Here is a 25,326-nt window from a genome sequence, read left to right on the forward strand (position 1 = left end):
ACCTTCCTCATGCACCTCGGCGGCAAGATCGAGATGGTGTCGAAGGTGCCGCTGCGCAACCGCGCCTCCTCGACCAGCGCCTGCGCGGTCGCCAGCTCCTCGGCCAGCGCCGGGTCGGCGGCGGGCTCCTCGCTCCGCCGCTCCTCCAGGTCGTCGAGGGCGCGCCGCTCGCGCTCGGCCGCGTCGGCGACCGCCTTGGTCAGACGCCCGATCTCGTCCTCGGCGGCGCGTGACCTGCTGCGCGCGGAGTCGACCCGGCCGCGCAGCCGCGCCAGGCCCTCGCGCCGGTCGGCGGCGGCGCGGGCGGCCATCGCCAGCCGCCGCTCCTCGGCGGCCAGCTCGGACTCGGCCTCGGCGCGCCGCTCGGCCGCGGTGTCGAGCAGCTCCTGCGCCTCCTCCAGCTCGGCCCGCAGCACCAGCTCGCTCTCGCGCACCTCGGCCGCCTCGCGTTCGAGGTCCTCGGGGTCACGGCCGCGGCGCTCGATGGCGGCGGCGTCGAGGGCGTGCCGGTGGCGCTCGGCGGCGAGCTGCTCCAGCCCGGTGATGCGCTCGCGCAGCGACGACAGCCGGAACCAGGTCTGCTGCGCGGCGGTCAGCCGTGGCTGGGCCTCGGCCTCGGCCGTCTCCAGCGCGGCCTCCCGACGCTGTCCCTCGGCCAGCTCGGCCTCCACCTGGGCGCGCCGGGCGAGGACCGCCGCCTCGTCGGCCGCCTCCCGCTCCAGCGTGACCCGCAGGACGCACACGTCGTCGGCGAGCAGCCGCAGCCGCGCGTCGCGCCAGTCGGCCTGGATGACCGCGGCCTTGCGGGCGATCTCGGCCTGGCGGCCCAGCGGCTTGAGCTGGCGGCGCAGCTCGGTGGCGAGGTCCTGGACGCGCGTCAGGTTGGCCTGCATCGCGTCGAGCTTGCGCAGCGCCTTCTCCTTGCGCTTGCGGTGCTTCAGGACGCCCGCGGCCTCCTCGATGAACGCCCGGCGGTCCTCCGGCCCCGCGTGCAGCACGGCGTCGAGCTGGCCCTGCCCGACGATGACGTGCATCTCGCGGCCGATGCCGGAGTCGGACAGCAGCTCCTGGATGTCGAGCAGGCGGCAGGTGTCGCCGTTGATGGCGTACTCGCTCTGGCCGGACCTGAACATCAGCCGGCTGATCGTGACCTCGGTGTAGTCGATGGGCAGCGCGCCGTCGGCGTTGTCGATGGTCAGCGTGACCTCGGCCCGGCCCAGCGGCGGCCGTGACGAGGTGCCGGCGAAGATGACGTCCTCCATCTTGCCGCCGCGCAGCGACTTGGCGCTGTGCTCGCCCATGACCCAGGCCAGGGCGTCGACGACGTTGGACTTGCCGGAGCCGTTGGGACCGACCACGCAGGTGATGCCCGGCTCGAACCGCAGGGCGGTCGCCGAGGCGAAGGACTTGAAGCCGCGCAGGGTCAGGGTCTTCAAATGCAAGAACAGGCCCCCTTCTCCCTGAACGGACTTCGGGAAAGCCTACTGGTCCGAGCGCCTCGTCGCTGGCCACAACGGTGGCGTCGGCGGCCGGACGCGGAAAGGGGGCGCAAAGACATCCCGAACGAGGGCAAATAACAAGGGACGCCTCGCCGAGACGTCCCTCAATCTTGCGTTCCGATCACTCTCAGGTGAGTGCCGGCTCGCGCTCCTGCATGCGGCTGAGCGCCTCATCGCGGGTTTGCGCCGCAAGAGCGTCATTCTGAGCCTGAAGCCGGATGAGTTCTGCCTCCAGGTCACGGATCCGCTGCTGCAAGCGCCGCATCTCCGAGACCATCCGAGGGTCAGGACCACCGACGTGGCCGAGTAGAGCCTTCGCCATGGTAAAGGGTCCTCCACGCTGAGTGACCAGACTGGTTCGCGCACTTCTTATTCCGCGGGAGGGGTGCGCGTGGTACTTAACAAGAGTCGCACCGGCAGTGTGGGCGGTCAAGTCGAACGAACCGCCACACCCCTCGTGGGGCACTCCCGGCATATAACTATACCCCATTTGGCCCGTTTCGCGAAAGCGGCTACCGCTCCCGGAAACCACCCAAACCACCTCGGACTTCGCTCCACCTCTCCACTACTCCATCGACCCTGCCCGGCGTGTCGCAACCCCTGAGCAGCTCCAGCAGCTTGACGCACGCCTCATGCGGCCCCTCGGCGACCACCTCCACCCGGCCGTCGTCCGTGTTGCGCGCCCAGCCCTCCAGGCCCAGCTCCAGCGCCCGCGCCCGGGTCCACCAGCGGAACCCCACGCCCTGCACGCGCCCCCTGACCCAGGCGGTCAGCCGTACGTCCTCCATGCCCCACCCCTTCCGGTCATCCCCGGCCACCCGTTCCGGCCATCCCCGCCGCCCCTTTGCGGGCATGCCTCCGGGCCTCCGCGGCCGTTTCACGCCACCCTGCGGGCCGCCTCCGGGCCCGCCACGCCCGCGGCCGTCTCACCGAACGCGCGCACCGCGGCCGTCGCGCCGGCTCTCGGCCACACCAGCCCGAGCACCGACGCGGGCAGGCCCGTCACCGGCACGAACACCACGTCACCACGCTCGTGGTAGGCCGCCGTCGGCGTGCAGAACAGCATCCCGCCGCGCCCGAGCGCGACCAGCGTGATGCCCTCCTGGCTGGTGGCGACCGTACCCCCTCGGGGGATGGGCCGGCCCGCCGGGGTGCCCGCCGGCGCGAGCAGCTGGCGCCAGGCGCGCGGCGCCGGTCCCCCCGGCTCGATCAGCGGCAGGTCCGCCAGCTCCTCCGCGTCGACGGCGTCCCGGCCCGCGAGCGGATGGCCGGCGGGCAGGCCGAGGCGGACGGGCACCCGGTTGAGACCCGGGCCCGTCTCCAGGTCCGGCTCGTCCACCGGCAGCAGCGTGAACGTCACGTCCACCAGGCCCGCCCGCAGCTTGCCGAACGGGTCGGACAGCGGCACCTCCACCAGCCGCACCTCGCACGACGGGTACAGCGCCTCGAAGGCCCGCACGGCCTCGGTCACCAGCTCCGTCGGCGTGCCGAGGAAGCCGACGCGCAGCACTCCCGTCACCTGGCGGGCCGCCGCCCGGGCCCGCTCCACCGCCTCGCGCAGCCCGTCGTACGCCGGGCGCAGGTCCGCCAGGAAGCGCTCGCCGAGCGGCGTCAGCCGCACCCGCCTGCTGGTCCGGTCGAACAGCCGGGCGCCGATCCGCGTCTCCAGCGACCGCACGAGCTGGCTCACCCGCCCCGGCGACAGGTACAGCCGGTCGGCGGCCCGCGCGAAGTGAAGCTCCTCGCTGAGGACGACGAAGCACTCCAGCTCCCTGAACTCCATGTCACCCCTTAGTCCAGCTAAACCAAGCCTGAGCGTCCCGTCATTGTTCCCCCGGCGCCACCACCGAAAGGTGGAGGCCATGACCATCACACCTGAGACCACGACCGTGGCGCACCGGCTCGCCGTGCCCACGGTCGCGGCCGGCACGTTCGCCATCGTCACCAGTGAGATGCTGCCCGTCGGCCTGCTGACCCCGATCGGCGCCGAGCTGGGCGTGTCCGACGGCACGGCGGGGCTCATGATGACCGCTCCGGGCCTGGTGGCGGCCGTGTCCGCGCCGCTGATGACGCTGGCCGCGCGGCGCCTGGACCGCCGGACGGTGCTGTGCGCGCTGATGGCCCTGCTCGCGGCCGCCAACCTGGTGGCCGCCCTGGCGCCGGCCTACCCGGTCATGCTGGCGGCGCGGGTCCTGACCGGGGTGAGCATCGGCGGGTTCTGGACGTACGCGATGGGACTGCCGGTACTGCTGGTGCCGGAGCCGCGGATCGGCCGGGCGGCGGCGACGATCGCCTCGGGGATCGCGGTGGCCTCCGTGCTGGGTGTGCCCGCCGGGACGCTGGCCGCCTCCGCCGCCGGGTGGCGGGTGGCGTTCGGAGCCGTCGCCCTGCTCGCCGCCGTCCTGTGCGTGGTGCTGGCCAGGCTGCTGCCGCCGCTGCCCGCCGAGCGGGCCGCGCGCCCGTCCGACCTGTGGGCGGTGTGGCGGACCGGGCCGTCCAGGATCGTGCTGATCGTGACCGCTCTCGTGGTGACCGGCCACTTCGCGGCCTACACCTACGTCCGGCCGTTCCTGGAGCAGGCCTCGCGAGACGGTGCGGGCGCGAGTGCCGCCGCCGTCGGCGCCGTCCTGCTCGGGTACGGCGTCGCGGGCGTGGCGGGCAACTTCGCCGCCGGCGCGCGGGCGGCCCGGCACCCCAGGGGCACGCTGGTGACGCTCGCCCTGCTCATCGGGGGCGCCACCGCGCTCCTCGCCGCCGCGCCGGGCTCGATCGGTCCGGTGGCGGCCCTGCTCCTGCTGTGGGGCGTCGCCTACGGGGGCGTGTCGGTGACGGTGCAGATCTGGATCGTCAGGGCCGGCGGCGGGGAGGCGGGCACCGCCATGCTGACCGCCGTCTTCAACGCGGCCATCTCGCTCGGCGCGCTCACCGGCGGCCGGGTGGTGGACGGGATGTCGGTCCCCGCCGTCATGTGGCTCGGCGCGGGGCTGTCACTGGCCGCCGCGGCCGTCGCTGGCACGTGGGGCAGGAGAAGGACGAGCGGTTCATGAACGCGTCACGGACGATGGGGCTGCCGCAGCGGGAGCAGGGCCGGTCACGCCGGCCGTACGCCTCCAGGGAGCGTTCGAAGTAACCGCTCTCGCCGTTGACGTTGACGTACAGGCTGTCGAACGACGTGCCGCCCTGGCGCAGCGCGGCCGTCATCACCTCGCGGACCGCGGCGAGCAGCTCGGCGATCTTCGGCCGGGTGAGCGTCCGGGTGGGGTGCGCCCAGTGCAGCCGGGCCAGCCACAGGGCCTCGTCGGCGTAGATGTTGCCGACGCCGCTGATCAGCGTCTGGTCGAGCAGCGCCCGCTTGATCTCGGTGTCCTTGCGGCGCAGGGCGGCGGCGAACCGGTCGTCGTCGAACGCCTCCTCGAACGGGTCCGGCGCGATGTGCGAGATCGGCGCGGGCACGCCGCCCTCCAGCGGCGTCAGCATGACGTGGCCGAACGTGCGCTGGTCGACGAAGCGCAGCTCGGGGCCGCCGTCCTGGAAGGCGAGCCGTACGCGCAGGTGCTTCTCCGGCGGCGAGTCCGGCTCCACGACGAGGAGCTGGCCGCTCATGCCCAGATGGGCCAGCAGCGCCTCCTCCGCGCCCGACAGCGGGAGCCACAGGTACTTGCCGCGCCGCTCGGCGGAGAGCACGACACGGCCCTTCAGCCGCGCGGCGAACTCCTCCGCGCCCGGCACGTGCCGGCGCACCGCCCGCGGGTGCAGCACCTCCGCCCAGGCGATCTCCCGCCCGGCCACCCACTGCGCGAGGCCGCGCCGGACGACCTCGACCTCCGGCAGCTCAGGCAACCTAGCCCGCCGGCTGGCTCTCGCGCTGCTCGCGGCGGGCCCGGATGCGGGTCCACGCCGCCTCGGCCGCCTGCTGCTCGGCCTCCTTCTTGCTGCGCCCGTTGCCCGCGCCGTAGGACTCGCCGCCGACGCGCACCTCCGCGGTGAAGGACTTGGCGTGGTCGGGGCCGCTCTCCTCGACGTGGTACTCGGGGACGCCGAGCGCCTCGGAGGCGGTGAGCTCCTGCAGGGAGGTCTTCCAGTCGAGCCCGGCGCCGAGCGAGGCCGAGCGCACGATCAGCGGGTCGAACAGCACGTGCACCACCCGGAACGCCTCGTCGAGCCCCTTGTCCACGTAGACGGCGCCGATCAGCGCCTCCAGGGTGTCGGCCAGGATCGAGGACTTGTCGCGGCCTCCGGTGCCCTCCTCGCCCCTGCCGAGCCGCAGGAACCGGCCGAGACCGAGCCCACGGGCCACGTCGGCGAGGGCGCGCATGTTGACCACCGCGGCCCGCAGCTTGGCGAGCTGCCCCTCGGGCAGGTCGGGGTGGTTGCGGTAGAGGGTGTCGGTGACCACCAGGCCCAGCACCGAGTCGCCGAGGAACTCCAGGCGCTCGTTGGTGGGCAGGCCGCCGTTCTCGTACGCGTAGGAGCGGTGCGTCAACGCCCGCTCCAGGATGTCGGAGTCGATGCTGATCGACAGCACTCGCTCCAGCTCTGCTCTGGCGACCTCGACGGCCACCGGCTTGGGACCTGCGCCCACGGGTTTTCCTCCTCGGACACCTTCACATGCCGCGACGGCCGCGGAGGATGCCCGAAAACGTGGTGGGCGTCGGGGGTACAGAGCCCCGGCGTCCACCACGACCGCGGGCGAGCCGCCGCCGTGCGCAACTGAGACGTTCACGCCGACCGGGGCACAATGGCACCCGGTCGGCATCACGTCAACTGCGAGATCAGGCGGACGGCTCGATGACCTGACGACGGTTGTAGGTGCCGCAGGTGGGGCACGCGATGTGCGGCTGCTTGGGCGAACGGCACTGCGGGCAGCTCACCAGGGCGACAGCAGTCGTCTTCCACTGGGAGCGACGGGCGCGGGTGTTGCTCCGCGACATCTTTCGCTTCGGGACGGCCACGTCACTTCTCCTGATCGTTATCGTTCTCGGAAACCAGACCTTGCAACGACGCCCAGCGAGCGTCGATCTTCTCGTGCCGGTGATCGTCGCCGGCCTCGGCCAGCTTGATCCCGCACTCCGTGCAGAGTCCCGGGCAGTCGTCGCGGCAGACCGGGCTCAACGGCAGTGCGAGCACCACCGCGTCACGGAACGTCGGCTCGAGGTCGAGCAGCTCCCCGTCCATCAGCGAGTCGTCCTCCGAGGCGTCCTCGTCGGAGTAGAAGAACAGCTCCTGCAGATCGACCTCGAGGTCCGAGGACAACGGGTCGAGGCACCGCGCGCACTCCCCGCCCAGCGGGGCCTGCGCCGTGCCGGACACGAGCACGCCTTCCATCACTGCTTCAAGCCGGAGGTCCAGCTCGACTTCGGCGTCCTTGGGAACGCCGATCATGTCGACGCCGAGATTCGCCGGAGCCGGGAGGGACAGAGTCATCTGCCTCATCGTCCCCGGCCGCTTTCCCAGGTCGTGAGTGGAGATCACCCAAGGCGAGCGGGGGTCGAGGTGCTGAGTCATCCTGCTCTCGCTAGGCATGGCGGAACTGTCGCCGTCGTACAAGGCCGAAATGAAAGGATACCAGGTGGCGGTCAGCCCCTGAGCCGCTCGACGAGCAGCTTGTGCACCAGGTCGGGGACCAGGCCGGACACGTCCCCACCGTACCGCGCGATCTCCTTCACCCGGCTGGAAGACAGGAACGAGTACTCGGGATTGGTCGGCATGAACAGCGTCTCGACCCCGGACAGCCGGTAGTTGAGCTGGGCCATCTGGAGCTCGTAGTCGAAGTCGCTGACCACGCGGATGCCCTTGACGATGGCCGGGATGTCGTTCTGCTTGCAGAAGTCGACGAGGAGCCCGTGGAACTTGCGAACCGTGACGTTCGGGAACTCCTTGGTCACGGTCTGGAGGACCTCGATCCGCTCGTCGACCGTGAAGAGGCTGCTCTTCTCCACATTGATGAGCACGGCCACGGTGACCTCGTCGTACAGCCTGGCGGACCGGGCGATGATGTCGAGGTGACCGTTGGTGATGGGGTCGAAGGACCCCGGGCAGACAACGCGGCGCAAGACGCCTCCCTGGTCAGCGGGCAGGTCTACGGATTACCGGCGGCGCGACCGTACCAAACGGACGCTTCGCCATAACGGCGAACCCTCTCCTCAACGTAACCTTCCGGCCATACCAGGGCTTTTCCCCGGGTCTCCCTCTCGAACGCCACCACCGCGTCCTCCGCCAGCCACCCGTGGTCGCGCAGCAGCTCCAGCACCCGCGTGACCTCCTCGTCCGACACCGCGTACGGCGGATCGGCGAACACGATGTCGTACGGCTCGACCGGCCCGACCGGGTCGGTGTGAGTTTCCCCACCCCGGCCCTGCCCCGCGACGTCCCCGCCCGGCCGGCCCAGGAACCGCTCGACCTTGTCCGCCACCACCCGCGCCCCTGGCAGCCCCAGCTCCCGGACGTTCGTCCTGATGGCCCGGACGGCCCTGGGATCGGACTCGACGAGCAGCGCGTGCTCCGCGCCCCGCGACAGCGCCTCCAGCCCGACGGCCCCCGACCCGGCGTACAGGTCCATCACCCGGGACCCCCTCACCCCGCCCAGGGAGTCGAGCGTCAAGAGGATGCCTTCCCTGGCCCTGTCGCTGGTCGGTCTCGTGCCGCGCCCCGGCGGGACCGCCAGGCGTCGCCCGCCCGCGCTGCCCGCGATGATCCGAGTCATGGCAGCCATTCTCGCGCACGTCGGCGCAGGTCAAGAGTGGACAAGTGTCGGCCTCGAAGACGCAAGGGTGATTCCCATCGCCCCACCGGCCACGCATGATGGGTCTGCGGCCTTCGAGGTGACCCATCAGAAGGCCGACCGGCGTGGTCGTGAGCCCTTCCGCACGCCGGTTCCCTCGGCACCTGACCCGAGGGGTGGGCCCAGCCGGGGACGGCATTCGGGGGGAGGCCGTCCCCATGGCTGGGCCCAGCACCTGTTTCCGCCGCTCCCCCGCGGCGCCCCGGTTGTCCAGGTGGTTACGTCTTCTCCAGGTATTCGGCGCGTTCGTCGGCCAGCAGCCGGTCGATCTCCGCGCGCAGCGCCTCGTGCGCCGACAGCTCGGGATCGGCCGCCAGCAGCCGCGCCGCCTCGTCCCGGGCCGCCTCGATCACGTCCTCGTCGCGCAGGAGCTGGAGCAGCTTGAGCGACGACCGCTTGCCCGACTGGGCCGCGCCCAGCACGTCGCCCTCACGCCGCTGCTCCAGGTCCACCCGCGACAGCTCGAACCCGTCGAGCGTGGCGGCCACCGCGTCGAGCCGCGCCCGCGCGGGCGTGCCCTCCGGGAAGTCGGACACCAGCAGGCACAGCCCCGGCAGCCCGCCCCGGCCGACGCGGCCGCGGAGCTGGTGGAGCTGCGAGACCCCGAACCGGTCGGCGTCCATGATGATCATGACTGAGGAGTTGGGCACGTCGACGCCGACCTCGATCACCGTCGTCGCCACCAGCACGTCCAGCTCGCCCCGGCTGAACGCCCGCATGATCGCGTCCTTCTCCTCCGGCGGCAGCTTGCCGTGCAGGACGCCGAGCCGCAGGTCGTGGAACGGCCCCTCGGACAGCAGCTGGGCGACGTCCAGGACGGCCAGCGGCGGCCGGCGCTCCTCCCCCGACGCTTCCCCGCCGGACTCGCCCAGCCGAGCCTCCAGGTCGCCCTCGTCGCCCTCCAGGTCGCCGATGCGCGGGCAGACGATGTAGGCCTGCCGGCCCAGGGCGACCTCCTCGCGCACCCGCTCCCACGTGCGCTCCAGGAAGTGGGGCTTCTCGGCGGCCGGCACCACGTGGGTGGTGATGGGCGCGCGCCCGGACGGGAGCTGCGACAGCGTGGAGACCTCCAGGTCGCCGAAGACGGTCATGGCGACCGTGCGCGGGATCGGGGTCGCGGTCATGACGAGCACGTGCGGGCGCCCGCCGCCGGCCTTCTCGCGCAGCGCGTCGCGCTGCTCCACACCGAAGCGGTGCTGCTCGTCGACCACCACCAGACCGAGGTCGGCGAACTGGACGTGCTCCTGCAACAGGGCGTGCGTGCCCACGACGACGCCGGCCGTGCCCGAGGCCGCGTCGAGCAGCGCGGCGCGGCGGGCGGCGGCGCCCATGGAGCCCGTCAGGAGGGTGACGGCCGTGCCGCCGAACATGCCGCCCTGCGCGAGGTCGCCCAGCATGGCGGTGATCGAGCGGTGATGCTGCTGGGCGAGCACCTCGGTGGGCGCCAGCAGCGCGGCCTGGCCGCCCGCGTCGACCACCTGGAGCATCGCCCGCAGGGCGACCACGGTCTTGCCCGCGCCGACCTCGCCCTGCAGCAGCCGGTGCATCGGGTGCTCGCGGGCCAGGTCGGCGGCGATCTCCTCGCCGACCTGGGACTGGCCCTCGGTCAGCTCGAACGGCAGCCGCGCGTCGAAGTCGGCCAGGATGCCGTCGCCGCGGCGCGGGCGGGCCTTGGCGGGCCAGGCGGTCGCCGCCTGCCGGCGCTGGAGCAGCACGGCCTGGAGCACGAACGCCTCGTCGAACTTGAGCCGGTCGCGGGCCCGCTGCACGTCGCCGAAGTCCTTCGGCCGGTGCACCGCCTCCAGCGCCTCGGCCAGGTCGCGCAGGCCGTGGCGGGCGCGCAGGTCGCCGGGCAGCGGGTCGGCCAGCGGCCCCAGCGTGTCGAGCACGACGCCCACGGCCCGCCTGATCACCCACGGCGTCAGGTCCTTGCCGGCCGGGTAGATCGGCACCGGCGCGGCCGAGAACTCCTCGGCGCCGGCCTCGTTCTCCTCGAACAGCTCGAACTCGGGGTGCGAGAGCTGCCAGCGCGGGTGTGTCCGGGAGCCGAAGAGGCCGACCTTCCCGGCGAACATGCCGCGCCGTCCCGGCTTGAGCCGCGATTCGGCCACGTGGGAGCCCTTGCCGAAGAACGACAGGTAGATCTTGTTACGGGCGGCGTCGACGACCTCGACCTCCAGCCAGGTGCCGCCGCGGTTGCGCATGGGCTTGCGCATGAGCCGGCTCACCTCGCCGACCACGGTGACGTGCTCGTCGACCTCCAGCGCGTCGAGCGCGGTCAGCTCGCCGCGCTCGGCGTAGCGGCGGGGGTAGTGGCGCAGCAGGTCGCCGACCGTCTCCAGGCCGAGCACGCTGTGCAGCAGCTTGGCGGTCTTCGGGTCGAGCGCCTTGGTCAGCGGCTCGTCGAAACGGCTCACGGCACTATGTTCTACCGCCTGCGACCGACAGGAACGCATGTCGCGCCCCCCGAATCGCCGCGCCGCCACGCCCGCTCACCGGCGCCACCCGCTCACTCCACGCCGATGAGGAGCGGGTAGCCGCCCTGCTCCCCCGCGTACACCACCAGGTCCACGTCCGGCCGGGTGGCCCGCAGGTGCTCCCCCACCGCGCCCGCGAGGTCCTCGGGCGCGTCCGCGCCCGTGACCAGCGTGACCATCTCGCCGCCGCCCGCCACCATCCGGTCCACGACGGCGACGGCCACCTCCCCCAGCTCACGGCCGATCACCGCCACGTCGTCGTCGATCAGCCCGAGCACGTCACCGGGCCGGCACACGCCCGCGCTGGTGACCGCCTCCCTGCGGGCCGTCACCAGGTGACCGTGACGCGTGTGCCCCGCGGCGCCGGTCATCGCCACCACGTCGTCGTCGAAGCGGCGCAGCGGGTCGTGGACGGCCAGCGCCGCCAGCCCCTGCACCGTCGCCCGGGTCGGCAGCACGCTGACCACGACGCCGTCCTCCCGGGCGATCTCCGCCGCCGCGGCGGCGACCGCCTGGGCACCCTCGTCGTTCGGCAGCACGGCGACCTCGCCGCCCGCCTGCCTGATCGCGGCCAGCATGACCGGCAGCGACGGCCGCGTGCCCGGCTCCCGCCGCACGACCACCGCGCCGCACTCCTCGAACAGCGCCGCGATGCCGTCGCCGGCGGCGACGGCCACCACGCCCCTGCCCGCGTCGCCGCGGTGGGTCCGCTCGGCGAGGTACGTGATCCTGATCCGGTACGGCCGCCCCACCCGCAGCGCCGCCTCCACCGCGGGTCCGGCCTCGTCCACGTGGACGTGGACGTTCCACAGCCCGTCGCCGCCCACGACCACCAGCGAGTCGCCCATCGCGTCGAGCTCCTCGCGCAGCGTGGCCACCGCGGCGTCGTCGGCGTCCAGCAGGTACATCACCTCGTAGCCCGCGCCCACCTCGGTCATCGGCGACACGCGCGCCGTCGGCGCGGGCACCTCGTACCGCTCGCCGTACCGATCGCCGGAGGAGCCCGTCACCACGGCCGCCAGCGACTCCAGGATGATCGCCAGCCCGGCGCCGCCCGCGTCCACGACGCCGCTGCGCGCCAGCACGTCGAGCTGCCCGGGGGTGCGGCGAAGCGCGGCGCGGGCCTCCCGCGCGGCCCGCCGCGCGATCTCGGCCAGGTCGCCGTCGGCCTCCCGCACGGCTCCCGCCACCGCGCCCAGCACGCTCAGGACCGTGCCCTCGACGGGCCGGGCGACCGCCTCCCTGGCCAGCGACGACGCCCTGACCAGGCCGGCCCTCAGGTCGGAGCCGTCCTTCAGCTCCTCGGCCAGCCCGCGCAGGGCCTGACTGACGATGACGCCGGAGTTGCCGCGCGCGCCCACCAGGGCGCCGTACGCGAGCGTCTGCCACACCACCGCGCGGTCCACGTCGTCGGGCAGCGCCTCGACGGCCTCGGCGGCGGCCAGCATGGTCAGGTGGAGGTTCGTGCCGGTGTCGCCGTCGGCGACGGGGAACACGTTGAGCGCGTCGATCTCCGCCCGTGACCTGCCCAGCGCGTCCGCGGCCAGGCGGGCCCAGCGGCGTACCCGGGGCGGGTCGAGAACCTCCATGCGGTGCTACGACCTCCCGAGTGCGCTACCGTTGAACGAGGAGGATATCGCCGCATCTGTCCCAGTCCAGTGCTCCAGTTCGCACCTGGTGGCGTGGATCGGATATCCTCGTCTGGCTGGCCGGTTGTCCCGGCATGCCCTCCGCCCGACGACCATCAGCGGACAGGGCTACATCGACTGTTTTAAGGAGCGATACCGTGGCTTCCGTCTGCGATGTCTGCCGCAAGGGCCCGATCTTCGGCAACAACGTTTCCCACTCCCACCGCCGCACCCGTCGCCGCTGGAACCCCAACATCCAGACGGTTCGCGCGGTCGTCGGCGGCACGCCGAAGAAGCTGAACGTGTGCACCTCGTGCATCAAGGCGGGCAAGGTCACCCGCTAGTACCGATCTTCGCGAAAGCCCGCCGCTCCCGGCCGAGCGGCGGGCTTTCGTCATGCCCGACGAGCGACGGGCGATCAGCGCCACCGCCAGGCGTGGTCCACCGGGCCGATGCCGTCGCCGAGCGGGAAACCCAGCCGGATCGCCCCCGTGACGTACTCCTTGGCCTTGCCCACCGCCCCCGGCACGTCCTCGCCCATCGCGAGGTGGGAGGCGATCGCCGAGGCGAGCGTGCAGCCCGTGCCGTGGGTGTGGCGGTTGTCGAGCCGCTCGGCCGTGAAGCGGTACTCGCGGGCGCCGTCGGTCAGCAGGTCCACCGGCTCGCCGGGCAGGTGCCCGCCCTTGATGAGCGCCCAGGCGGGGCCCAGCTCCAGCACCGCGTCGGCGGCCCGCCGCATGCCGTCCTCGTCCTCGACCTTGACCGAGGTGAGCTGCTCGACCTCCCACAGGTTCGGCGTGACGACGGTGGCGACGGGCAGCAGCCGCGTGCGCATCGTCTCGACGGCCTCGGGCGCGAGCAGGGAGTCGCCGTGCTTGGACACGCCCACGGGATCGACCACGACCGGCGCCTCGTACGCGCCGAGCGTCACGGCCACGACCTCGACCAGCTCGGGTGAGGCGAGCATGCCGGTCTTGACCGCCTGCGCACCGATGTCGCCCAGCACGGAGTCGAGCTGGGCGCGCACGGCCTCGGCGGGCAGCTCCCAGTAGCCCTGGACGCCGACGGAGTTCTGGGCCGTCACGGCGGCGATCACGCTCATGCCGTGGACACCCAGGGCCAGCATGGTCTTGAGATCGGCCTGGATGCCCGCACCGCCGCCGGAGTCGGATCCGGCGACGGTCAATACACGCGGAGGGGTCGTAACGGTCATGCCCCCATCCAACCATTCCACCGTCCGCGCCCTCCGCAGCCGGCGGGGCGCCGTGGGAGGGGCGACGGCAGGAGGCGGGCGACCCTTGCGCCGCCCGCCCTGGGGACGTCAGTCGACGGCGCAGTCCCCGCCCACGAGGCCGCAGTTCCGCGGCTCGGTGGCACGGCCCGTGGCGGTGAAGGTGATCTCGGTCGAGTCGCCCTCGTCCAGCGAGGCCGGCAGGTCGATGATCAGCAGATCGCCGTCCTGCGTCCACTCCGCGCCCGTCATGTTCAGCACGCGCCCCTTCACCGGCACCGACACCGTGAGGGACTTGAGCGCCTGCGGCGAGGCGTTGGCCACGTCCAGGTGGGCCGTGTAGCCGGCCAGCCGCTGGCTGACCACGCTGAAGCCGAGGCTGACCGAGCCGCCGCCCATGGGCGCCGCCGTCTCGGTGGCCGGCGCCGTCGGCGCCGGGTTGCCCGAGGTGTTGTCCGCGGGGTCCGTGACCGTGATCGTGGCGACCTCCTCCGGCACGGTCGTCTCGGTCGCCTGGAAGCTCGTCGGCAGCGGCTCCTCGGTGGCCCTGGCCGGCTTCCTGGTCTTGGTGGGCTTCGGCTGAGGCGAGGCGGTCCGGCGCGGGACGCGGGTGCCGGTCGTGGCCTGCGGGCCGGGAGTCCCGGCGGGCTGCGCCGTCTTGCCCGTGGGCTCCTCCGTCGGCTCCTCGGTCTCGCCCTCCGCCGGCTCGGTGTCCTCCTCGACGGGCTGGGAGCCCTGCGGACCGGGCTGGTTGGTCGCCTGTACGGCGACGCAGCCGTCGCCGGGGCAGCCGGACGGCTGCGACCCTCCGCTCATCAGCTTCACGCCCGCCACGGTGCCGCCCAGCACGACGGCCACGGCCGCCACGGAGAGCAGCGCGAGGCGGCCCCGGCCCTTGGCCGGGGGCTCGGCGAACGGGTCGGCGTCGCCGGACGGGGACTTGCGGCGCCCGCGGCGGCGCGGCTCGGGCTCACCGTCCCGCCCGCCGTCACGCTCCCCGTCGCGGTCCCTGCCGCGCTCGGCATCGCGTTCTCCCGCGGGCTCGTCGTCGCCGGACCAGCCGGAGCCGAGGAACCCGTTGTCGGGCCGCTCCGACCACTCAGGGCCCTGCAGGTCCATCATGGTCGGGCTGCCGTACACCTTGACGTCGCCGGGCGCGGGCGGGCCGCCCGCCGGAGGCTGGAGCGCCTGCGTCTGCCCGGACGCGTCCCGGTCCTGCCCGAACACCTGCGTGGCGTCGGCCCCGGACGGTCGCCGGCCCGCGGCTCCGAACGGGTCCGCGGCTCCGAACGGGTCCGCGGGCCCGAACCCGTGCGGCGCCCCAGGCGCGGTCGCGTGCGGGTCGGCGGGCCCGAACGCCTGCGGGCCCGGAGGAGCGTCGCCGCCGAACACGTTGGGGCTCGACGGGCGATCGCCGCCGAACGCCTGCGGGCCCGAAGGAGCGTCGCCGCCGAACACGTTGGGGCTCGACGGGCGATCGCCGCCGAACCCATGCGGGCCCGAAGGAGCGTCACCTCCGAACACGTTGGGGCTCGACGGGCGATCGCCGCCGAAGTCCTGCGGCATGCCGAAGGTCTGTGTGCTGTCTCCGACCTCGCCGCGTGCGGGCGCGTCCCAGACCCCGGGCTCGTCCCAGTTCGGAGGCCGTACGAAGGCACCCGTCGTCTCGAACGGCTGCTCCGCGGCCGGTCCCGGGCCGGCCGCGCCCCGCGAGGGCGGCTGCAGGGCTCCGGTGGTCTCGAACGGATCGTTCTCCGGGCGGCGGACGGCGGGGCCGGGCTCCTGCTTGGGCATCGGCGCCCACTGACCCGTCACCCCCACCTGGTCCGGCGGCTCCGGCCAGCCTGGCGGCTCGGCCTGCTGGTCGTCGGAGTCCCAGAAGGAGCTCCTGGCGGTCGGATCCGGCGCGGCGGCCCACTGCGCGGCGCGGTCGGTCAGTCCGAAGTCCTCGTCCTGAGAGTCGTCGGACCTGCCGTTCCCCCGTTCGCTCGCGTCGTCGGATCCACCTGTGCCGTGGCGGCCCATGGCTGCCCTTTCTTGCCGGTTACAGTGGCCGCCAATCTTCATAACACCTTCGCTACGACTTTGTCCCAGCATTCCCGTGAGTCACATCTCATATTGGGGAAATATCCTGCAAAACGGGACATCATGTCACTGAAAGTGATCCCAACCACCCTGTCCGACGGCACGTCCCCGTACGGTCACGCCTTCGCCGGCCACGACGGCCCCCACGACAAGCCACGCCGACCCGAGCCGTGCCCCGGCCGGGAACACGGCCGCGAGCGCGTGGTCCTCACCGCCCGTGAGCACCCAGTCGAGAGGATCGGCCCCGAGCTCCTCGGCGGCGGCGGCCACCGGCTTCCCCACCACGAGGGCGTCCGGGTCCACCTCCACCCGCACCCCGCCGGCCCGGGCGATGTGCCCGAGGTCCTGCAGCAGCCCGTCGCTCACGTCCAGCATCGCGGTGGCGCCCAGCCGCGCCGCCTCCGGCCCCTGCTCGTACGGCGGGCACGGCCGCCGGTGCGCCTCCACCGCCTCGAACAGCGCCCCCGCCCCCCGCGGGACGTCACGACCGGCCTCCAGGAGAGCGAGACCCGCCGCGGCGTGGCCGAGCCGTCCCGCCACGGCCACCACCTGTCCGGGACGCGCCCCGGACCTGGTCACCGGGGCCCGTCCGCCCAGGTCGCCGAGCGCGGTCACCCCGAGCACCACCAGGTCGCTGCGGGCGATGTCGCCCCCGACCACGCTCGCCCCCACGACCGCGCACTCGTCGCGGAACCCGTCGGTCAGCGCGTCGAGCCAGCTGACCGGCAGATCCGCCGGCATGCCCAGCCCGACCACGAGAGACGTCGGAACCGCGCCCATGGCGGCCACGTCGGCGAGGTTCTGGGCCGCCGCCTTCCGGCCCACGTCATAGCCGCTGGACCAATCGCGCCGGAAGTGCCTACCCTCAATCAAGAGGTCCGTTGACACCACGACGCGCCCGTCCGGCGCACCGACCATCGCGGCATCATCGCCCGGTCCGAGTAGAACAGTGGCTCCTTGCGGTAGACGTCCGGAAATACGCCTTACCGCTCCGAATTCGCCGAGATCTCCGACTCTGATGACACACCTCCTGACCCACACAGGGTACGGTGGCCCTTCGGCGTGATCCAATCGCCCGGGAGGACGTAATGGTGCAGGCCTACATCCTTATTCAGACCGAAGTCGGCAAGGCGGCGAGCGTGGCCGGCGAGATCTCCGGCATCCCCGGAGTCACGCAGGCCGAGGACGTGACGGGACCGTACGATGTGATCGTGCGGGCGGAGGCCCGCAACGTCGATGAGCTGGGCAAACTCGTCGTGGCCCAGATCCAGGGCGTCGAGGGGATCACACGGACCCTGACATGCCCGATCGTGCACATCTGAGGTAGATCTTTCCGGGAGAACTCGCCGTCCATGCGTGCCGCCGCCATAGCGCCGCTGCTGCTCGCGCTCGCCGCGTGCGGAGCCGTGCAGGTCGAGCCGCCCACCCCGCAGGGCGAGGCGGCCTCGGCCTGCCAACGGTTGTCCGGGGTGCTGCCCCGCACGCTGGACGGCGCCGCACGCGGCACGTCCGTCCCCGAGTCGCCGTACGTGGCCGTCTGGGGTGAAGGGGAGATCGCGCTGCGCTGCGGCGTGCCGCGACCGGCCCGGATGGCGCCGACCGACCAGCTCCAGGAGATCGACGGGGTCGGCTGGTTCGCCGACCCCGACAAGCCCACCCTCTACACGGCCGTCGCGGCCCCGCTGTACGTGGAGGTGACGATCGCCGGGACGCACGTGGCGCCCCAGGTGCTCGCCGACCTCTCGGACCCGATCGGCCAGGTCACGCCGAAGCCCTGAGCGGGTCAGCGCAATCCGGCCGGACGGGCCAGGGCGAGCTGGACGAGCCGGTCCACCAGCTCCGGATAGCTCATCCCGGAGGCGGCCCACAGCTGCGGCGCCACCGACAGCGACGTGAACCCCGGCATCGTGTTGATCTCGTTGAAGACGATCCGGCCCTCGGGCGTGTAGAAGAAGTCCACCCGCGCGAGCCCCTCGCACTCCAGCGCCTCGAACGCCCGCACGGCCATCGCCCGCAGCTCCTCCGCCACCTCGCCCGGCAGGTCGGCGGGCACGGTCAGCGACATCTGGTCGGGGTAGTACTTGGCCTCGAAGTCGAAGAACTCCTGGCCGCCCTCGACCCTCACCTCGCCGGGCAGCGACGCCCGCGACGGCTCGTCGCCGAGCGACTGGAGCACCGCGCACTCGATCTCGCGCCCCTCGACCGCCGCCTCGACCAGCACCTTGGGGTCGTGCCGCCGGGCCGTCTCCACCGCCTCGGCCAGCGTCGCCCGGTCGTGCGCCTTGGAGATGCCCTGCGACGAGCCGGCCCGCGCCGGCTTGACGAACACCGGCCAGCCGAGCAGCTCCTCGGCCTCCTTCAGCACCCGCTCCCGGTCGAGCCGCCAGTCGCGGTCGCGCACCACCACGTACCGCCCGACCGGCAGCCCGGCCGCGGCCATGACGGTCTTCATGTACGCCTTGTCCATGCCGACGGCGCTGGCCAGGACCCCGGAGCCGACGTACCGCACGCCGGCCATCTCCAGCAGCCCCTGGATCGTGCCGTCCTCGGCGAACGGCCCGTGCATCACCGGGAACACCACGTCCACCGTGCCCAGCTCGACCGGGATGCTGCCCGGGTCGTAGGCCACGAGCGAGCCCTGCCCGGGCGGCACGGCGAGCGCGGCGCCGGAGGTGTCGACGCTGGGCAGCTCTCCCTCCTCGATGGCGAACCGCTGGCCGGCCGCGGCGAGCACCCACCTGCCGTCCTGGGCGATCCCCACCGGGATCACCTCGTACTTGTCCTTGTCGATCGCCTCCAGCACGCTGCCCGCGCCCATCAGGGACACGGCGTGCTCGGAATTACGACCCCCGAAAACGACGGCGACACGTGGCTTGCTCATGACGTCCGAATCTACCGGCGTGTCCGCACCACAGCGAGCCAAGCACGCCGGTGTTGTCCCTAATGGTCAGACCCCATAACGCTCAGGCTTCGGCGAACGGGACATCAGCAGCATTCCCGCCTCACTGGGCGACATGCCGTCGTGGACGACGCCCACGACCACCTCGGTGATCGGCATCTCGACGTCGTGCTTCCTGGCCAGCTCCAGCACCGACTCGCACGACTTGACGCCCTCGGCGGTCTGCTTGGTGGCGGCCACGACCTCCTCCAGCGTCATGCCGCGGCCCAGGCGCTCGCCGAACGTGCGGTTGCGCGACAGCGGCGAGGTGCAGGTCGCCACCAGGTCGCCCATGCCGGCCAGCCCGGCGAACGTGTGCGGGTCGGCCCCGAGCGCGGCGCCCAGCCGCGAGATCTCCGCCAGCCCCCGGGTCATCAGCATCGCGGCGACGTTGTCGCCCATGCCCATGCCCACCGCGACGCCGACGGCCAGCGCGATGACGTTCTTGACCGCGCCGCCCAGCTCCACGCCCACCACGTCGGTGTTGGTGTAGGGGCGGAACCACGGCGGCAGGTGGCAGGCGCTCTGCAGGCGCGCGGCCACGCTCTCGTCGCTGCACGCCACGACGGTGGCGGCGGGCTGACGCTGGACGATCTCCTTGGCGAGGTTGGGGCCCGAGACGACCGCCACCCGCTCCTCGGGGACGCCCGCCACCTCGCGGATCACCTCGCTCATCCGCTTGGTGGTGCCCAGCTCGACACCCTTCATCAGGCTGACCAGCACCGCGTCCGGCGGGATGTGCGCGCGCCAGGCGGCCAGGTTGGTCCGCAGCGTCTGCGACGGCACGGCCAGCACCACGAAGTCGGCCCCGTCCAGTGCCTCGGCCGGGTCGGTCGTCGCGCGCAGCGAGGCGGGCAGCGTCACGCCCGGCAGGTAGTCGAGGTTGGTGTGGGTACGGTCGATCGCCTCGGCCAGCTCCGGCCGCCGCCCCCACAGCGTGGTCCCGTTGCCCGCCTCGGCCAGGATCATGGCGAACGTGGTGCCCCACGAGCCGGTGCCGAACACCGCCGCCTTCGTCATCGGGTCACCGTCCGGCCGGGTCGTAGGGAGTTTCGGGCGCCTTCTCGCCGCGCAGCTCGGCGAGCTGCACGGTGATCGCCGCCATGATGTCGGCGGTCGCGTCGCGCAGCACCTGCCCCTGCGGCGGCTTGCCGGAGTACCGCGACAGGTCCACCGGCGGCCCCACCGACACGCGGAACGTCTTGCGCGGGAACAGCCTGGGCCTCTTCTCCCCGTACGGCAGCAGCTCCTGCGCCCCCCAGTGGGCCACGGGGATCACCGGGGCGCCGCTCGCCAGGGCCAGCCGGGCGGCGCCGGTCTTGCCCACCATCGGCCACAGGCCGGGGTCGCGGGTGCAGGTGCCCTCGGGGTAGAAGAAGATCGCACCGCCGTCGCGCAGCCGCTGCTCCGAGGCCTCCAGCGACCTGGCCGCCTCGCTGCTGCCCCGCTCGACGGGGATCGCGCACAAGGAGCGCACGGCGTGGCCGAGCAGCGGCACCCGGAACAGCGCCGCCTTGGCCAGGATGACCGGCCAGCGCCCGTTGTTGTACAGGAAATGGGACAGCAGCACGGGGTCGGACCACGACAGGTGGTTGGCGGCGATGATGACACCGCCCGCACGCGGGATCCGCTCCCCATGGCGCCAGTCATGTCTGACCAGGAGCAGCGACAGTGGCTTCACGATCACCACGGCCAGGGTCTCCCAGAAACGCGATGGTCGCGTGAGGCGCCTCATGCTCTCCTCCAACCCTCCAACACGAACGTATCGCGCCCCAAGTCTCCCGGTTGGCCGCGCGGGATGTCGAGGCGCGATGCTTAACCCTTTGGCCTCTCCGCCGGCCCGGCGGCGAGGATGTTGCGGGCCGCGTTCACGTCGCGGTCATGGGAGTCGCCGCAGGCGCACCGCCATACCCGAGCATCTAACGGCATGCGCGTCCCTATCGTTCCGCAACCGGAGCACAATCTGGACAAAGGGAACCAACGGTCCGGCGAGGAAGTGCGAGAAACACGCGAAAGCGCGGGTGCGTTCCTCCAGCGCCCTGTTGTAGACCAGGCGAACACAGCCGAACGTCCGGACTTGGTGCAAGCCCCAGCCGACTGTCGTACGAACGTTCGGACTCAGGCCCGCGCGCTGAGCGTCCTGTCCTGGGGCTTACGGTTGAGCAATGCCCGACAGCGGAATCCACAGCTCAGGGGAGCGGCTATGAGCAACCGCTGGTCACTGGTCGTCCCGGTGAAGACGCTGGTCGCGGCGAAGACGCGGCTGGCCGCCGCGACCGGTCCGCATCGTACGCGGCTGGCCGTCGCCGTGGCCTGTGACACCGTGTCGGCCGCGCTGGCCTGCCCGGCCGTGGCCCGGGTGGTCGTCGTGACCGCCGATCCCGCCGCCGCCGGGCCGCTCGCCGCGCTGGGCGCGGACGTGGTGCACGACCCCGACCGCGGGCTCAACACCGCGCTGCGCACGGGCGCCGCCCATGCGGTACGCCTGGCCCCCGGTGACCCCGTGGGAGCGCTGCAGGCGGACCTGCCCGCGCTGCGGCCCGCGGAGCTGGCCGTGGTGCTGGCCGCCGCGGCGGAGTTCGACCAGGCGTTCGTGCCGGACGCGCTGGACGTGGGCACCACCTTCTACGGCGTGCGGGCCGGGCTGCCGTTCACGCCCCGCTTCGGCGGGGAGTCGCGGGCCAGGCACCTGGCGGGCGGGGCCAAGGAGCTGTGCCTCGACGGCGTCGACTCGGTGCGGCGCGACGTGGACACCCCCGACGACCTGCGCGCGGCCGTCAGGCTGGGTCTCGGTCCGCACACCGCGGCCGTGGTGGCGGAGCTGTGGCCGTCCTGAGCCGGGGCGCGGTGACGACCGCCAGGTGGGAGAGGCCGAGCGCGGCCACGCCCGTGGCGAACACCGCGTGACCGCCCGCCCGCTCCCCCAGCGCCCCGACGAGCAGCCCGCCCAGCGGCACGGCGCCCCACATGAAAAAGCGCACGGCGGCGTTGACGCGGCCCAGCAGGTGCCCGGGGGTGACGCGCTGCCGGTGGCTGAGCTGGGCGACGCCGAAGACCGAGCTGGCCGCGCCGAACAGCGCCCCGGCCACGGGCAGGAACGCCAGGCGCCACCCGGGCCCGGTGCCCAGCGCGGGCAGGTAGAGAGCACCGCGGCCAGCGCCGCCGAGCCGTACAGGGTGGCGCCCGTGCCGAAGCGGGCGGTCAGCCGCGGCACCAGCGCCGCGCCGGCCAGCGCCCCGCAGGCGGAGGCTGACAGCAGCAGTCCGTACGCGCCGGGGCCGGCCAGGAGGGAGACGTTGCGGGTGACCTCCAGGGCGCCGTTGCCGCGTTCGAGCCGGTCCTCGGGCACGACGGCGGGCAGCAGGCTCATGTGGGCCACGTCGAAGAACACCGTGCCGAACCCGACGACCAGCGCCACCGCGTAGAGCTGCGGCAGGGTGAGGACGCCCGCCCAGGCCGCGAGCGGGACCGTGGCCAGCGCCAGGCCGCGCACGAGGTCGGACCAGACCAGGATGGGCCGCCGGCGCACGCGGTCCACCCAGACACCGGCCGGGAGCCCCACGAGGAGGAAGGCGACCATCTGGGCGGCGGCGAGCAGCCCCAGCTCCAGGGCGCCGGCGTCCAGGGTGAGGACGGCGGCCAGGGGCAGGGCGACGGTGGTGACCTGCGTGCCCATCTGGGTCACCGCGTTCGCCCAGACGAAGCGCTGGAAGTCAGGGTTCGACCGCATAGGTGGAAATAGTTCCGTTCGGCGGCCCGAGCAAACGGAATAGGCTGGTACGCGTGCAGGCCACGGTGCGTACCTTCGACGAGGTCACCCGCTCCGGCACGGTCTTCCTCGACGACGGGACCGTGCTGCCCTTCGCGACGCACGCCTTCGACGCGGGCCCGCTGCTGCTGCTCCGCTCGGGTCAGCGGGTGCGGCTGGCGATGACGGACGGGGAGATCAGCTACGTCACGCTGTCCACGTTCCCCGTGCCCGAGCCTCCCGGGTGAGGAGGTCCGGGCAAAGGAACGCCCGGCCCCCGAGACGGGGACCGGGCGGGTGGGACGTCGTTACTTCTTCTTCGCGGCCTTCTTGCCGCCGGCGTTCACCAGCTCCTTGAAGTCCGACCCCGGCCGGAACTTCGGCCCCCAGCTCTCCTGGACCTTGATCTCGGCGCCGGTCGACGGGTTCCTGGCCGAACGCGCCGGCTTGTGGACCATCTCGAAGGCACCGAAGCCGGTGATCGAAACCTTGTCCCCACCGGCCACGGCCTTCTGGACGACGTCGATGATCGCGTTGACCGCCTCGGTCGCCGTCTTCCGGTCGCCGACCCGTTCTACTATGGCGTCAACGAGCTCTCGCTTGTTCATGTAAGTTGTGCTCCCCCCGTTACGGCTCGGGGTTCCAGCTAACGAAGTTCGACGTAGAAACCCCTTACACTCCCGAAACTAGGCCGGATTGCGGGCGAACTCAATCACCCGGCGTGCTTTCGGGTGCGCGTGGCGTGTCGGAATCGCCGTCCAGGGAGGCCAGGAGAAGATCCAGGCGGGCCGCGGCCCGTACCGGATCGCGCTTCGCGAGGTCGCAGATCGTCAGATATCTGCGCGCCAGCCGCTCTTTCCGGTCGGCGGGAAGCCCGGCCAGCACGGCGTTGACGCGGCGGTGCGCCTCGCGCAACCGCCGCGCCAGCTCGTCGTCCTCTAGACGGTCGTCGGCAGCCATGGCTGCCGCTCATTCTCGTACGCCGTCACGTCCTCCGCGTGCCGCAGAGTCAGGCCGATGTCGTCGAGCCCCTCCATGAGCCGCCAGCGGGTGTAGTCGTCGATCTCGAAGCCGACGACCTCGCCCGCCCAGCGCACCTCGCGGCCGTCCAGGTCGACCGTCACCTGGAGCGTCGGGTCGGCCTCCACCGCGGCCTGGAGCTCCTCCACCTTGTCGCCCGGCAGGATGACCGGCAGCAGGCCCATCTTGGTGGAGTTGTTGCGGAAGATGTCGCCGAACCGGGCGGCGATCACGACGCGGAAGCCGTACTGCTGGAGCGCCCATACGGCGTGCTCGCGCGAGGAGCCGGTGCCGAAGTCGGGCCCGGAGACGAGGATCGAGGCGCCCTGGTAGGCGGGGTCGTTGAGGACGAAGCCGGGGTCCTCGCGCCAGGCGGCGAACAGGCCGTTCTCGAAGCCGGTGCGGCTGACCTGCTTGAGCCAGACGGCCGGGATGATCTGGTCGGTGTCGACGTTGCTGCGGCGCAGCGGCACCGCCGTACCGGTGTGGGTGGTGAACGCGTCCATGGTCGGGATCTCCTAGAGGTCGGCGGGAGCCGTCAGGCGGCCGGTGACGGCGGTCGCGGCGGCGACCTGCGGCGACACCAGATGGGTGCGGCCACCCTTGCCCTGGCGGCCCTCGAAGTTGCGGTTGGAGGTCGAGGCGCTGCGCTCGCCCGGCTGGAGCGTGTCGGGGTTCATGCCGAGGCACATGGAGCAGCCGGCCTCGCGCCACTCGGCGCCGGCGGCCTTGAACACCTCGTGCAGCCCCTCCTGCTCGGCCTGCAGCTTGACCAGCATCGAGCCGGGCACGATGAGGGTGCGCGTCCTCACCTGCCGGCCGCGCAGGATCTCGGCGGCCGAGCGGAGGTCCTCGATGCGGCCGTTGGTGCAGGAGCCGACGAACACGGTGTCGACCTCGATCTCGCGCAGCGGCGTGCCGGCGGTCAGCCCCATGTACTCCAGGGCGCGCTCGGCGGCGGAGCGCTCGATCGGGTCGGCGAAGCCCGCCGGGTCCGGGACGGAGGCGTCCAGGGGCAGACCCTGGCCGGGGTTCGTGCCCCAGGTGACGTACGGCGTGAGCGTCGAGGCGTCGATCTCGACGACCTTGTCGAACTCGGCGTCGTCGTCGGTGCGCAGCGACGTCCAGTACTCGACCGCCTGGTCCCACTGCTCGCCGGAGGGGGCGTGCGGGCGACCCTGGAGGTAGGCGAACGTGGTCTCGTCCGGGGCGATCAGGCCCGCGCGGGCGCCGGCCTCGATGGACATGTTGCACACCGTCATCCGGCCCTCCATGGAGAGCTTGCGGATGGCCTCGCCGCGGTACTCGACGATGTAGCCCTGGCCGCCGCCGGTGCCGATCTTGGCGATGATGGCCAGGATCAGGTCCTTGGCGGTGACGCCGACGGGCAGCTCGCCGGAGACCTCGATCGCCATGGTCTTGGGCCGGTAGGCGGGCAGGGTCTGCGTGGCCAGCACGTGCTCGACCTCGGAGGTGCCGATGCCGAACGCGATGCCGCCGAACGCGCCGTGCGTGGAGGTGTGCGAGTCGCCGCAGACGATCGTCATGCCGGGCTGCGTCAGGCCGAACTGCGGGCCGATGATGTGCACCACGCCCTGGCCGGCATCGCCCATGGGGTGCAGCCGGATGCCGAACTCGGCGGCGTTCTTGCGCAGCGTCTCGACCTGGGTCTTCGACACCGGGTCGGCGATGGGGCCGAGCACCGTGGGGACGTTGTGGTCCTCGGTGGCGATGGTGAGGTCGGGCCTGCGCACCTTGCGCCCGGCGAGCCGGAGCCCGTCGAACGCCTGCGGGCTGGTCACCTCGTGGATGAGGTGCAGGTCGATATAGAGCAGGTCGGGCTCGCCGTCGGCGCGGCGCACGACATGCTGCTCCCAGACCTTCTCCGCCAGTGTGCGGCCCATGATCTCCTCCTGGTC

At 72.6% G+C, this 25,326-nt stretch carries 30 protein-coding genes and 3 pseudogenes; 7 read left to right on the forward strand and 26 right to left on the reverse strand.

The features are described 5' to 3' along the window. From ABZS51_RS31325 to ABZS51_RS31340, 4 genes are all read right to left on the reverse strand, one after another. A partial coding sequence (locus ABZS51_RS31325) for an AAA family ATPase (RefSeq protein ID WP_355448500.1) occupies positions 1-1,442 on the reverse strand: 1,442 nt, incomplete at its 3' end. Positions 1,443-1,626: 184 nt separating this feature from the next. Next, on the reverse strand, positions 1,627-1,821 hold the full coding sequence (locus ABZS51_RS31330; RefSeq protein WP_055505123.1) for a hypothetical protein: 195 nt from the start codon (positions 1,819-1,821) through the stop codon (positions 1,627-1,629). Positions 1,822-2,011: 190 nt separating this feature from the next. Continuing rightward, a complete protein-coding gene (locus ABZS51_RS31335) occupies positions 2,012-2,287 on the reverse strand; it encodes an acylphosphatase (RefSeq protein ID WP_355448504.1) in 276 nt (91 codons plus the stop codon). An 89-nt stretch (positions 2,288-2,376) separates the two neighbouring features. After that, a complete protein-coding gene (locus ABZS51_RS31340; RefSeq protein ID WP_355448507.1) occupies positions 2,377-3,282 on the reverse strand; it encodes a LysR family transcriptional regulator in 906 nt (301 codons plus the stop codon). A 79-nt stretch (positions 3,283-3,361) separates the two neighbouring features. Here ABZS51_RS31340 and ABZS51_RS31345 point away from each other — a divergent pair, with 79 nt between their 5' ends. Then, complete coding sequence (locus tag ABZS51_RS31345; protein ID WP_355448510.1) at positions 3,362-4,546, forward strand: MFS transporter; 1,185 nt, start codon at positions 3,362-3,364, stop codon at positions 4,544-4,546. Here the strand turns inward: ABZS51_RS31345 and mutM are convergent. The 8 genes from mutM to ABZS51_RS31385 all read right to left on the reverse strand — a co-directional run bounded on the left by mutM (position 4,464) and on the right by ABZS51_RS31385 (position 12,346). Further along, positions 4,464-5,339, reverse strand: a complete 876-nt coding sequence (mutM, locus tag ABZS51_RS31350; protein ID WP_310708804.1) for a bifunctional DNA-formamidopyrimidine glycosylase/DNA-(apurinic or apyrimidinic site) lyase — start codon at positions 5,337-5,339, stop codon at positions 4,464-4,466. The genes ABZS51_RS31345 and mutM overlap by 83 nt on opposite strands. A 1-nt stretch (position 5,340) precedes the next feature. After that, positions 5,341-6,060 carry a ribonuclease III gene (rnc, locus tag ABZS51_RS31355; RefSeq protein WP_310708883.1) on the reverse strand — a complete coding sequence of 240 codons (720 nt, stop codon included), beginning with the start codon at positions 6,058-6,060 and terminating at the stop codon, positions 5,341-5,343. Positions 6,061-6,271: 211 nt separating this feature from the next. Continuing rightward, entirely contained in the window at positions 6,272-6,451 is a 180-nt protein-coding gene (rpmF, locus tag ABZS51_RS31360; RefSeq protein ID WP_033409409.1) for a 50S ribosomal protein L32, read from the reverse strand. A gap of 1 nt (position 6,452) precedes the next feature. After that, the gene (locus ABZS51_RS31365; protein WP_310708803.1) at positions 6,453-7,004 is read right to left on the reverse strand and encodes a YceD family protein; all 552 of its coding nucleotides are present in this window, start codon (positions 7,002-7,004) and stop codon (positions 6,453-6,455) included. 71 nt (positions 7,005-7,075) lie between these two features. After that, on the reverse strand, positions 7,076-7,552 hold the full coding sequence (gene coaD / locus ABZS51_RS31370; protein WP_310708802.1) for a pantetheine-phosphate adenylyltransferase: 477 nt from the start codon (positions 7,550-7,552) through the stop codon (positions 7,076-7,078). Positions 7,553-7,578: 26 nt separating this feature from the next. After that, positions 7,579-8,202 (reverse strand): RsmD family RNA methyltransferase, encoded by a 624-nt coding sequence (locus ABZS51_RS31375; protein ID WP_355448514.1) that lies wholly within the window; start codon positions 8,200-8,202, stop codon positions 7,579-7,581. Between the two features lie 296 nt (positions 8,203-8,498). Then, positions 8,499-10,697 carry an ATP-dependent DNA helicase RecG gene (recG, locus tag ABZS51_RS31380; RefSeq protein ID WP_355448517.1) on the reverse strand — a complete coding sequence of 733 codons (2,199 nt, stop codon included), beginning with the start codon at positions 10,695-10,697 and terminating at the stop codon, positions 8,499-8,501. Positions 10,698-10,789: 92 nt separating this feature from the next. Beyond that, the gene (locus ABZS51_RS31385) at positions 10,790-12,346 is read right to left on the reverse strand and encodes a DAK2 domain-containing protein (protein ID WP_355448520.1); all 1,557 of its coding nucleotides are present in this window, start codon (positions 12,344-12,346) and stop codon (positions 10,790-10,792) included. Between the two features lie 197 nt (positions 12,347-12,543). Here ABZS51_RS31385 and rpmB point away from each other — a divergent pair, with 197 nt between their 5' ends. Next, a complete protein-coding gene (rpmB, locus tag ABZS51_RS31390; RefSeq protein ID WP_253772968.1) occupies positions 12,544-12,729 on the forward strand; it encodes a 50S ribosomal protein L28 in 186 nt (61 codons plus the stop codon). 74 nt (positions 12,730-12,803) lie between these two features. On the opposite strand, the gene thiD is transcribed toward rpmB, so the two are convergent. The 3 genes from thiD to ABZS51_RS31405 all read right to left on the reverse strand — a co-directional run bounded on the left by thiD (position 12,804) and on the right by ABZS51_RS31405 (position 16,721). Beyond that, the gene (gene thiD, locus ABZS51_RS31395) at positions 12,804-13,598 is read right to left on the reverse strand and encodes a bifunctional hydroxymethylpyrimidine kinase/phosphomethylpyrimidine kinase (RefSeq protein WP_355448524.1); all 795 of its coding nucleotides are present in this window, start codon (positions 13,596-13,598) and stop codon (positions 12,804-12,806) included. Between the two features lie 108 nt (positions 13,599-13,706). Then, complete coding sequence (locus ABZS51_RS31400) at positions 13,707-15,641, reverse strand: hypothetical protein (protein WP_355448527.1); 1,935 nt, start codon at positions 15,639-15,641, stop codon at positions 13,707-13,709. Positions 15,642-15,767: 126 nt separating this feature from the next. Next, on the reverse strand, positions 15,768-16,721 hold the full coding sequence (locus tag ABZS51_RS31405; protein WP_355448595.1) for a thiamine-phosphate kinase: 954 nt from the start codon (positions 16,719-16,721) through the stop codon (positions 15,768-15,770). 68 nt (positions 16,722-16,789) lie between these two features. On the opposite strand from ABZS51_RS31405, the gene ABZS51_RS31410 reads away from it, so the two are divergent. Further along, positions 16,790-17,023, forward strand: coding sequence for an Lrp/AsnC ligand binding domain-containing protein (locus tag ABZS51_RS31410; RefSeq protein ID WP_310708796.1), 234 nt, complete (start codon positions 16,790-16,792; stop codon positions 17,021-17,023). A 30-nt stretch (positions 17,024-17,053) separates the two neighbouring features. Continuing rightward, complete coding sequence (locus ABZS51_RS31415) at positions 17,054-17,479, forward strand: DUF3515 domain-containing protein (RefSeq protein WP_310708795.1); 426 nt, start codon at positions 17,054-17,056, stop codon at positions 17,477-17,479. A gap of 5 nt (positions 17,480-17,484) precedes the next feature. On the opposite strand, the gene ABZS51_RS31420 is transcribed toward ABZS51_RS31415, so the two are convergent. The 5 genes and pseudogenes from ABZS51_RS31420 to ABZS51_RS31440 form a co-directional block, all read right to left on the reverse strand. Continuing rightward, complete coding sequence (locus ABZS51_RS31420; protein ID WP_355448531.1) at positions 17,485-18,582, reverse strand: D-alanine--D-alanine ligase family protein; 1,098 nt, start codon at positions 18,580-18,582, stop codon at positions 17,485-17,487. A gap of 66 nt (positions 18,583-18,648) precedes the next feature. Further along, positions 18,649-19,659: an NAD(P)H-dependent glycerol-3-phosphate dehydrogenase gene (locus ABZS51_RS31425; protein WP_355448534.1), complete on the reverse strand. Its 1,011-nt coding sequence runs from the start codon at positions 19,657-19,659 to the stop codon at positions 18,649-18,651. 4 nt (positions 19,660-19,663) lie between these two features. Then, positions 19,664-20,374, reverse strand: coding sequence for a lysophospholipid acyltransferase family protein (locus ABZS51_RS31430; RefSeq protein WP_355448537.1), 711 nt, complete (start codon positions 20,372-20,374; stop codon positions 19,664-19,666). Between the two features lie 80 nt (positions 20,375-20,454). Beyond that, positions 20,455-20,625: pseudogene (locus tag ABZS51_RS31435) on the reverse strand (zinc ribbon domain-containing protein); the annotation flags it as partial. 28 nt (positions 20,626-20,653) lie between these two features. Continuing rightward, a pseudogene (locus tag ABZS51_RS31440) lies at positions 20,654-20,725 on the reverse strand (helix-turn-helix domain-containing protein); the annotation flags it as partial. Positions 20,726-20,842: 117 nt separating this feature from the next. Here ABZS51_RS31440 and cofC point away from each other — a divergent pair. Further along, entirely contained in the window at positions 20,843-21,475 is a 633-nt protein-coding gene (gene cofC, locus ABZS51_RS31445) for a 2-phospho-L-lactate guanylyltransferase (protein ID WP_355448540.1), read from the forward strand. Here the strand turns inward: cofC and ABZS51_RS31450 are convergent. After that, complete coding sequence (locus tag ABZS51_RS31450; RefSeq protein ID WP_355448543.1) at positions 21,417-21,728, reverse strand: hypothetical protein; 312 nt, start codon at positions 21,726-21,728, stop codon at positions 21,417-21,419. The two genes, cofC and ABZS51_RS31450, sit on opposite strands and share 59 nt — an antisense overlap. Before the next feature lie 96 nt (positions 21,729-21,824). Here ABZS51_RS31450 and ABZS51_RS31455 point away from each other — a divergent pair, with 96 nt between their 5' ends. Continuing rightward, positions 21,825-22,064, forward strand: a complete 240-nt coding sequence (locus tag ABZS51_RS31455; protein WP_355448546.1) for a hypothetical protein — start codon at positions 21,825-21,827, stop codon at positions 22,062-22,064. Here the strand turns inward: ABZS51_RS31455 and ABZS51_RS31460 are convergent. Then, a pseudogene (locus ABZS51_RS31460) lies at positions 21,950-22,369 on the reverse strand (MFS transporter); the annotation flags it as partial. The gene ABZS51_RS31455 and the pseudogene ABZS51_RS31460 sit on opposite strands and share 115 nt — an antisense overlap. A gap of 53 nt (positions 22,370-22,422) precedes the next feature. Here ABZS51_RS31460 and ABZS51_RS31465 point away from each other — a divergent pair. Next, positions 22,423-22,635, forward strand: a complete 213-nt coding sequence (locus tag ABZS51_RS31465) for a hypothetical protein (protein WP_310708788.1) — start codon at positions 22,423-22,425, stop codon at positions 22,633-22,635. Positions 22,636-22,695: 60 nt separating this feature from the next. Here ABZS51_RS31465 and ABZS51_RS31470 read toward each other — a convergent pair whose 3' ends face one another. The 4 genes from ABZS51_RS31470 to leuC all read right to left on the reverse strand — a co-directional run bounded on the left by ABZS51_RS31470 (position 22,696) and on the right by leuC (position 25,311). Further along, positions 22,696-22,995 (reverse strand): HU family DNA-binding protein, encoded by a 300-nt coding sequence (locus tag ABZS51_RS31470; protein ID WP_310708787.1) that lies wholly within the window; start codon positions 22,993-22,995, stop codon positions 22,696-22,698. A 100-nt stretch (positions 22,996-23,095) separates the two neighbouring features. Beyond that, the gene (locus ABZS51_RS31475; RefSeq protein WP_355448550.1) at positions 23,096-23,347 is read right to left on the reverse strand and encodes a hypothetical protein; all 252 of its coding nucleotides are present in this window, start codon (positions 23,345-23,347) and stop codon (positions 23,096-23,098) included. After that, positions 23,326-23,913 (reverse strand): 3-isopropylmalate dehydratase small subunit, encoded by a 588-nt coding sequence (leuD, locus tag ABZS51_RS31480; protein WP_355448553.1) that lies wholly within the window; start codon positions 23,911-23,913, stop codon positions 23,326-23,328. The genes ABZS51_RS31475 and leuD overlap by 22 nt, the downstream gene beginning before the upstream one ends. 12 nt (positions 23,914-23,925) lie before the next feature. Beyond that, complete coding sequence (leuC, locus tag ABZS51_RS31485; RefSeq protein WP_355448555.1) at positions 23,926-25,311, reverse strand: 3-isopropylmalate dehydratase large subunit; 1,386 nt, start codon at positions 25,309-25,311, stop codon at positions 23,926-23,928. Positions 25,312-25,326: the final 15 nt, after the last annotated feature.

It is taken from the genome of Nonomuraea sp. NPDC005501, assembly GCF_040605905.1.
Taxonomy (GTDB): domain Bacteria; phylum Actinomycetota; class Actinomycetes; order Streptosporangiales; family Streptosporangiaceae; genus Nonomuraea.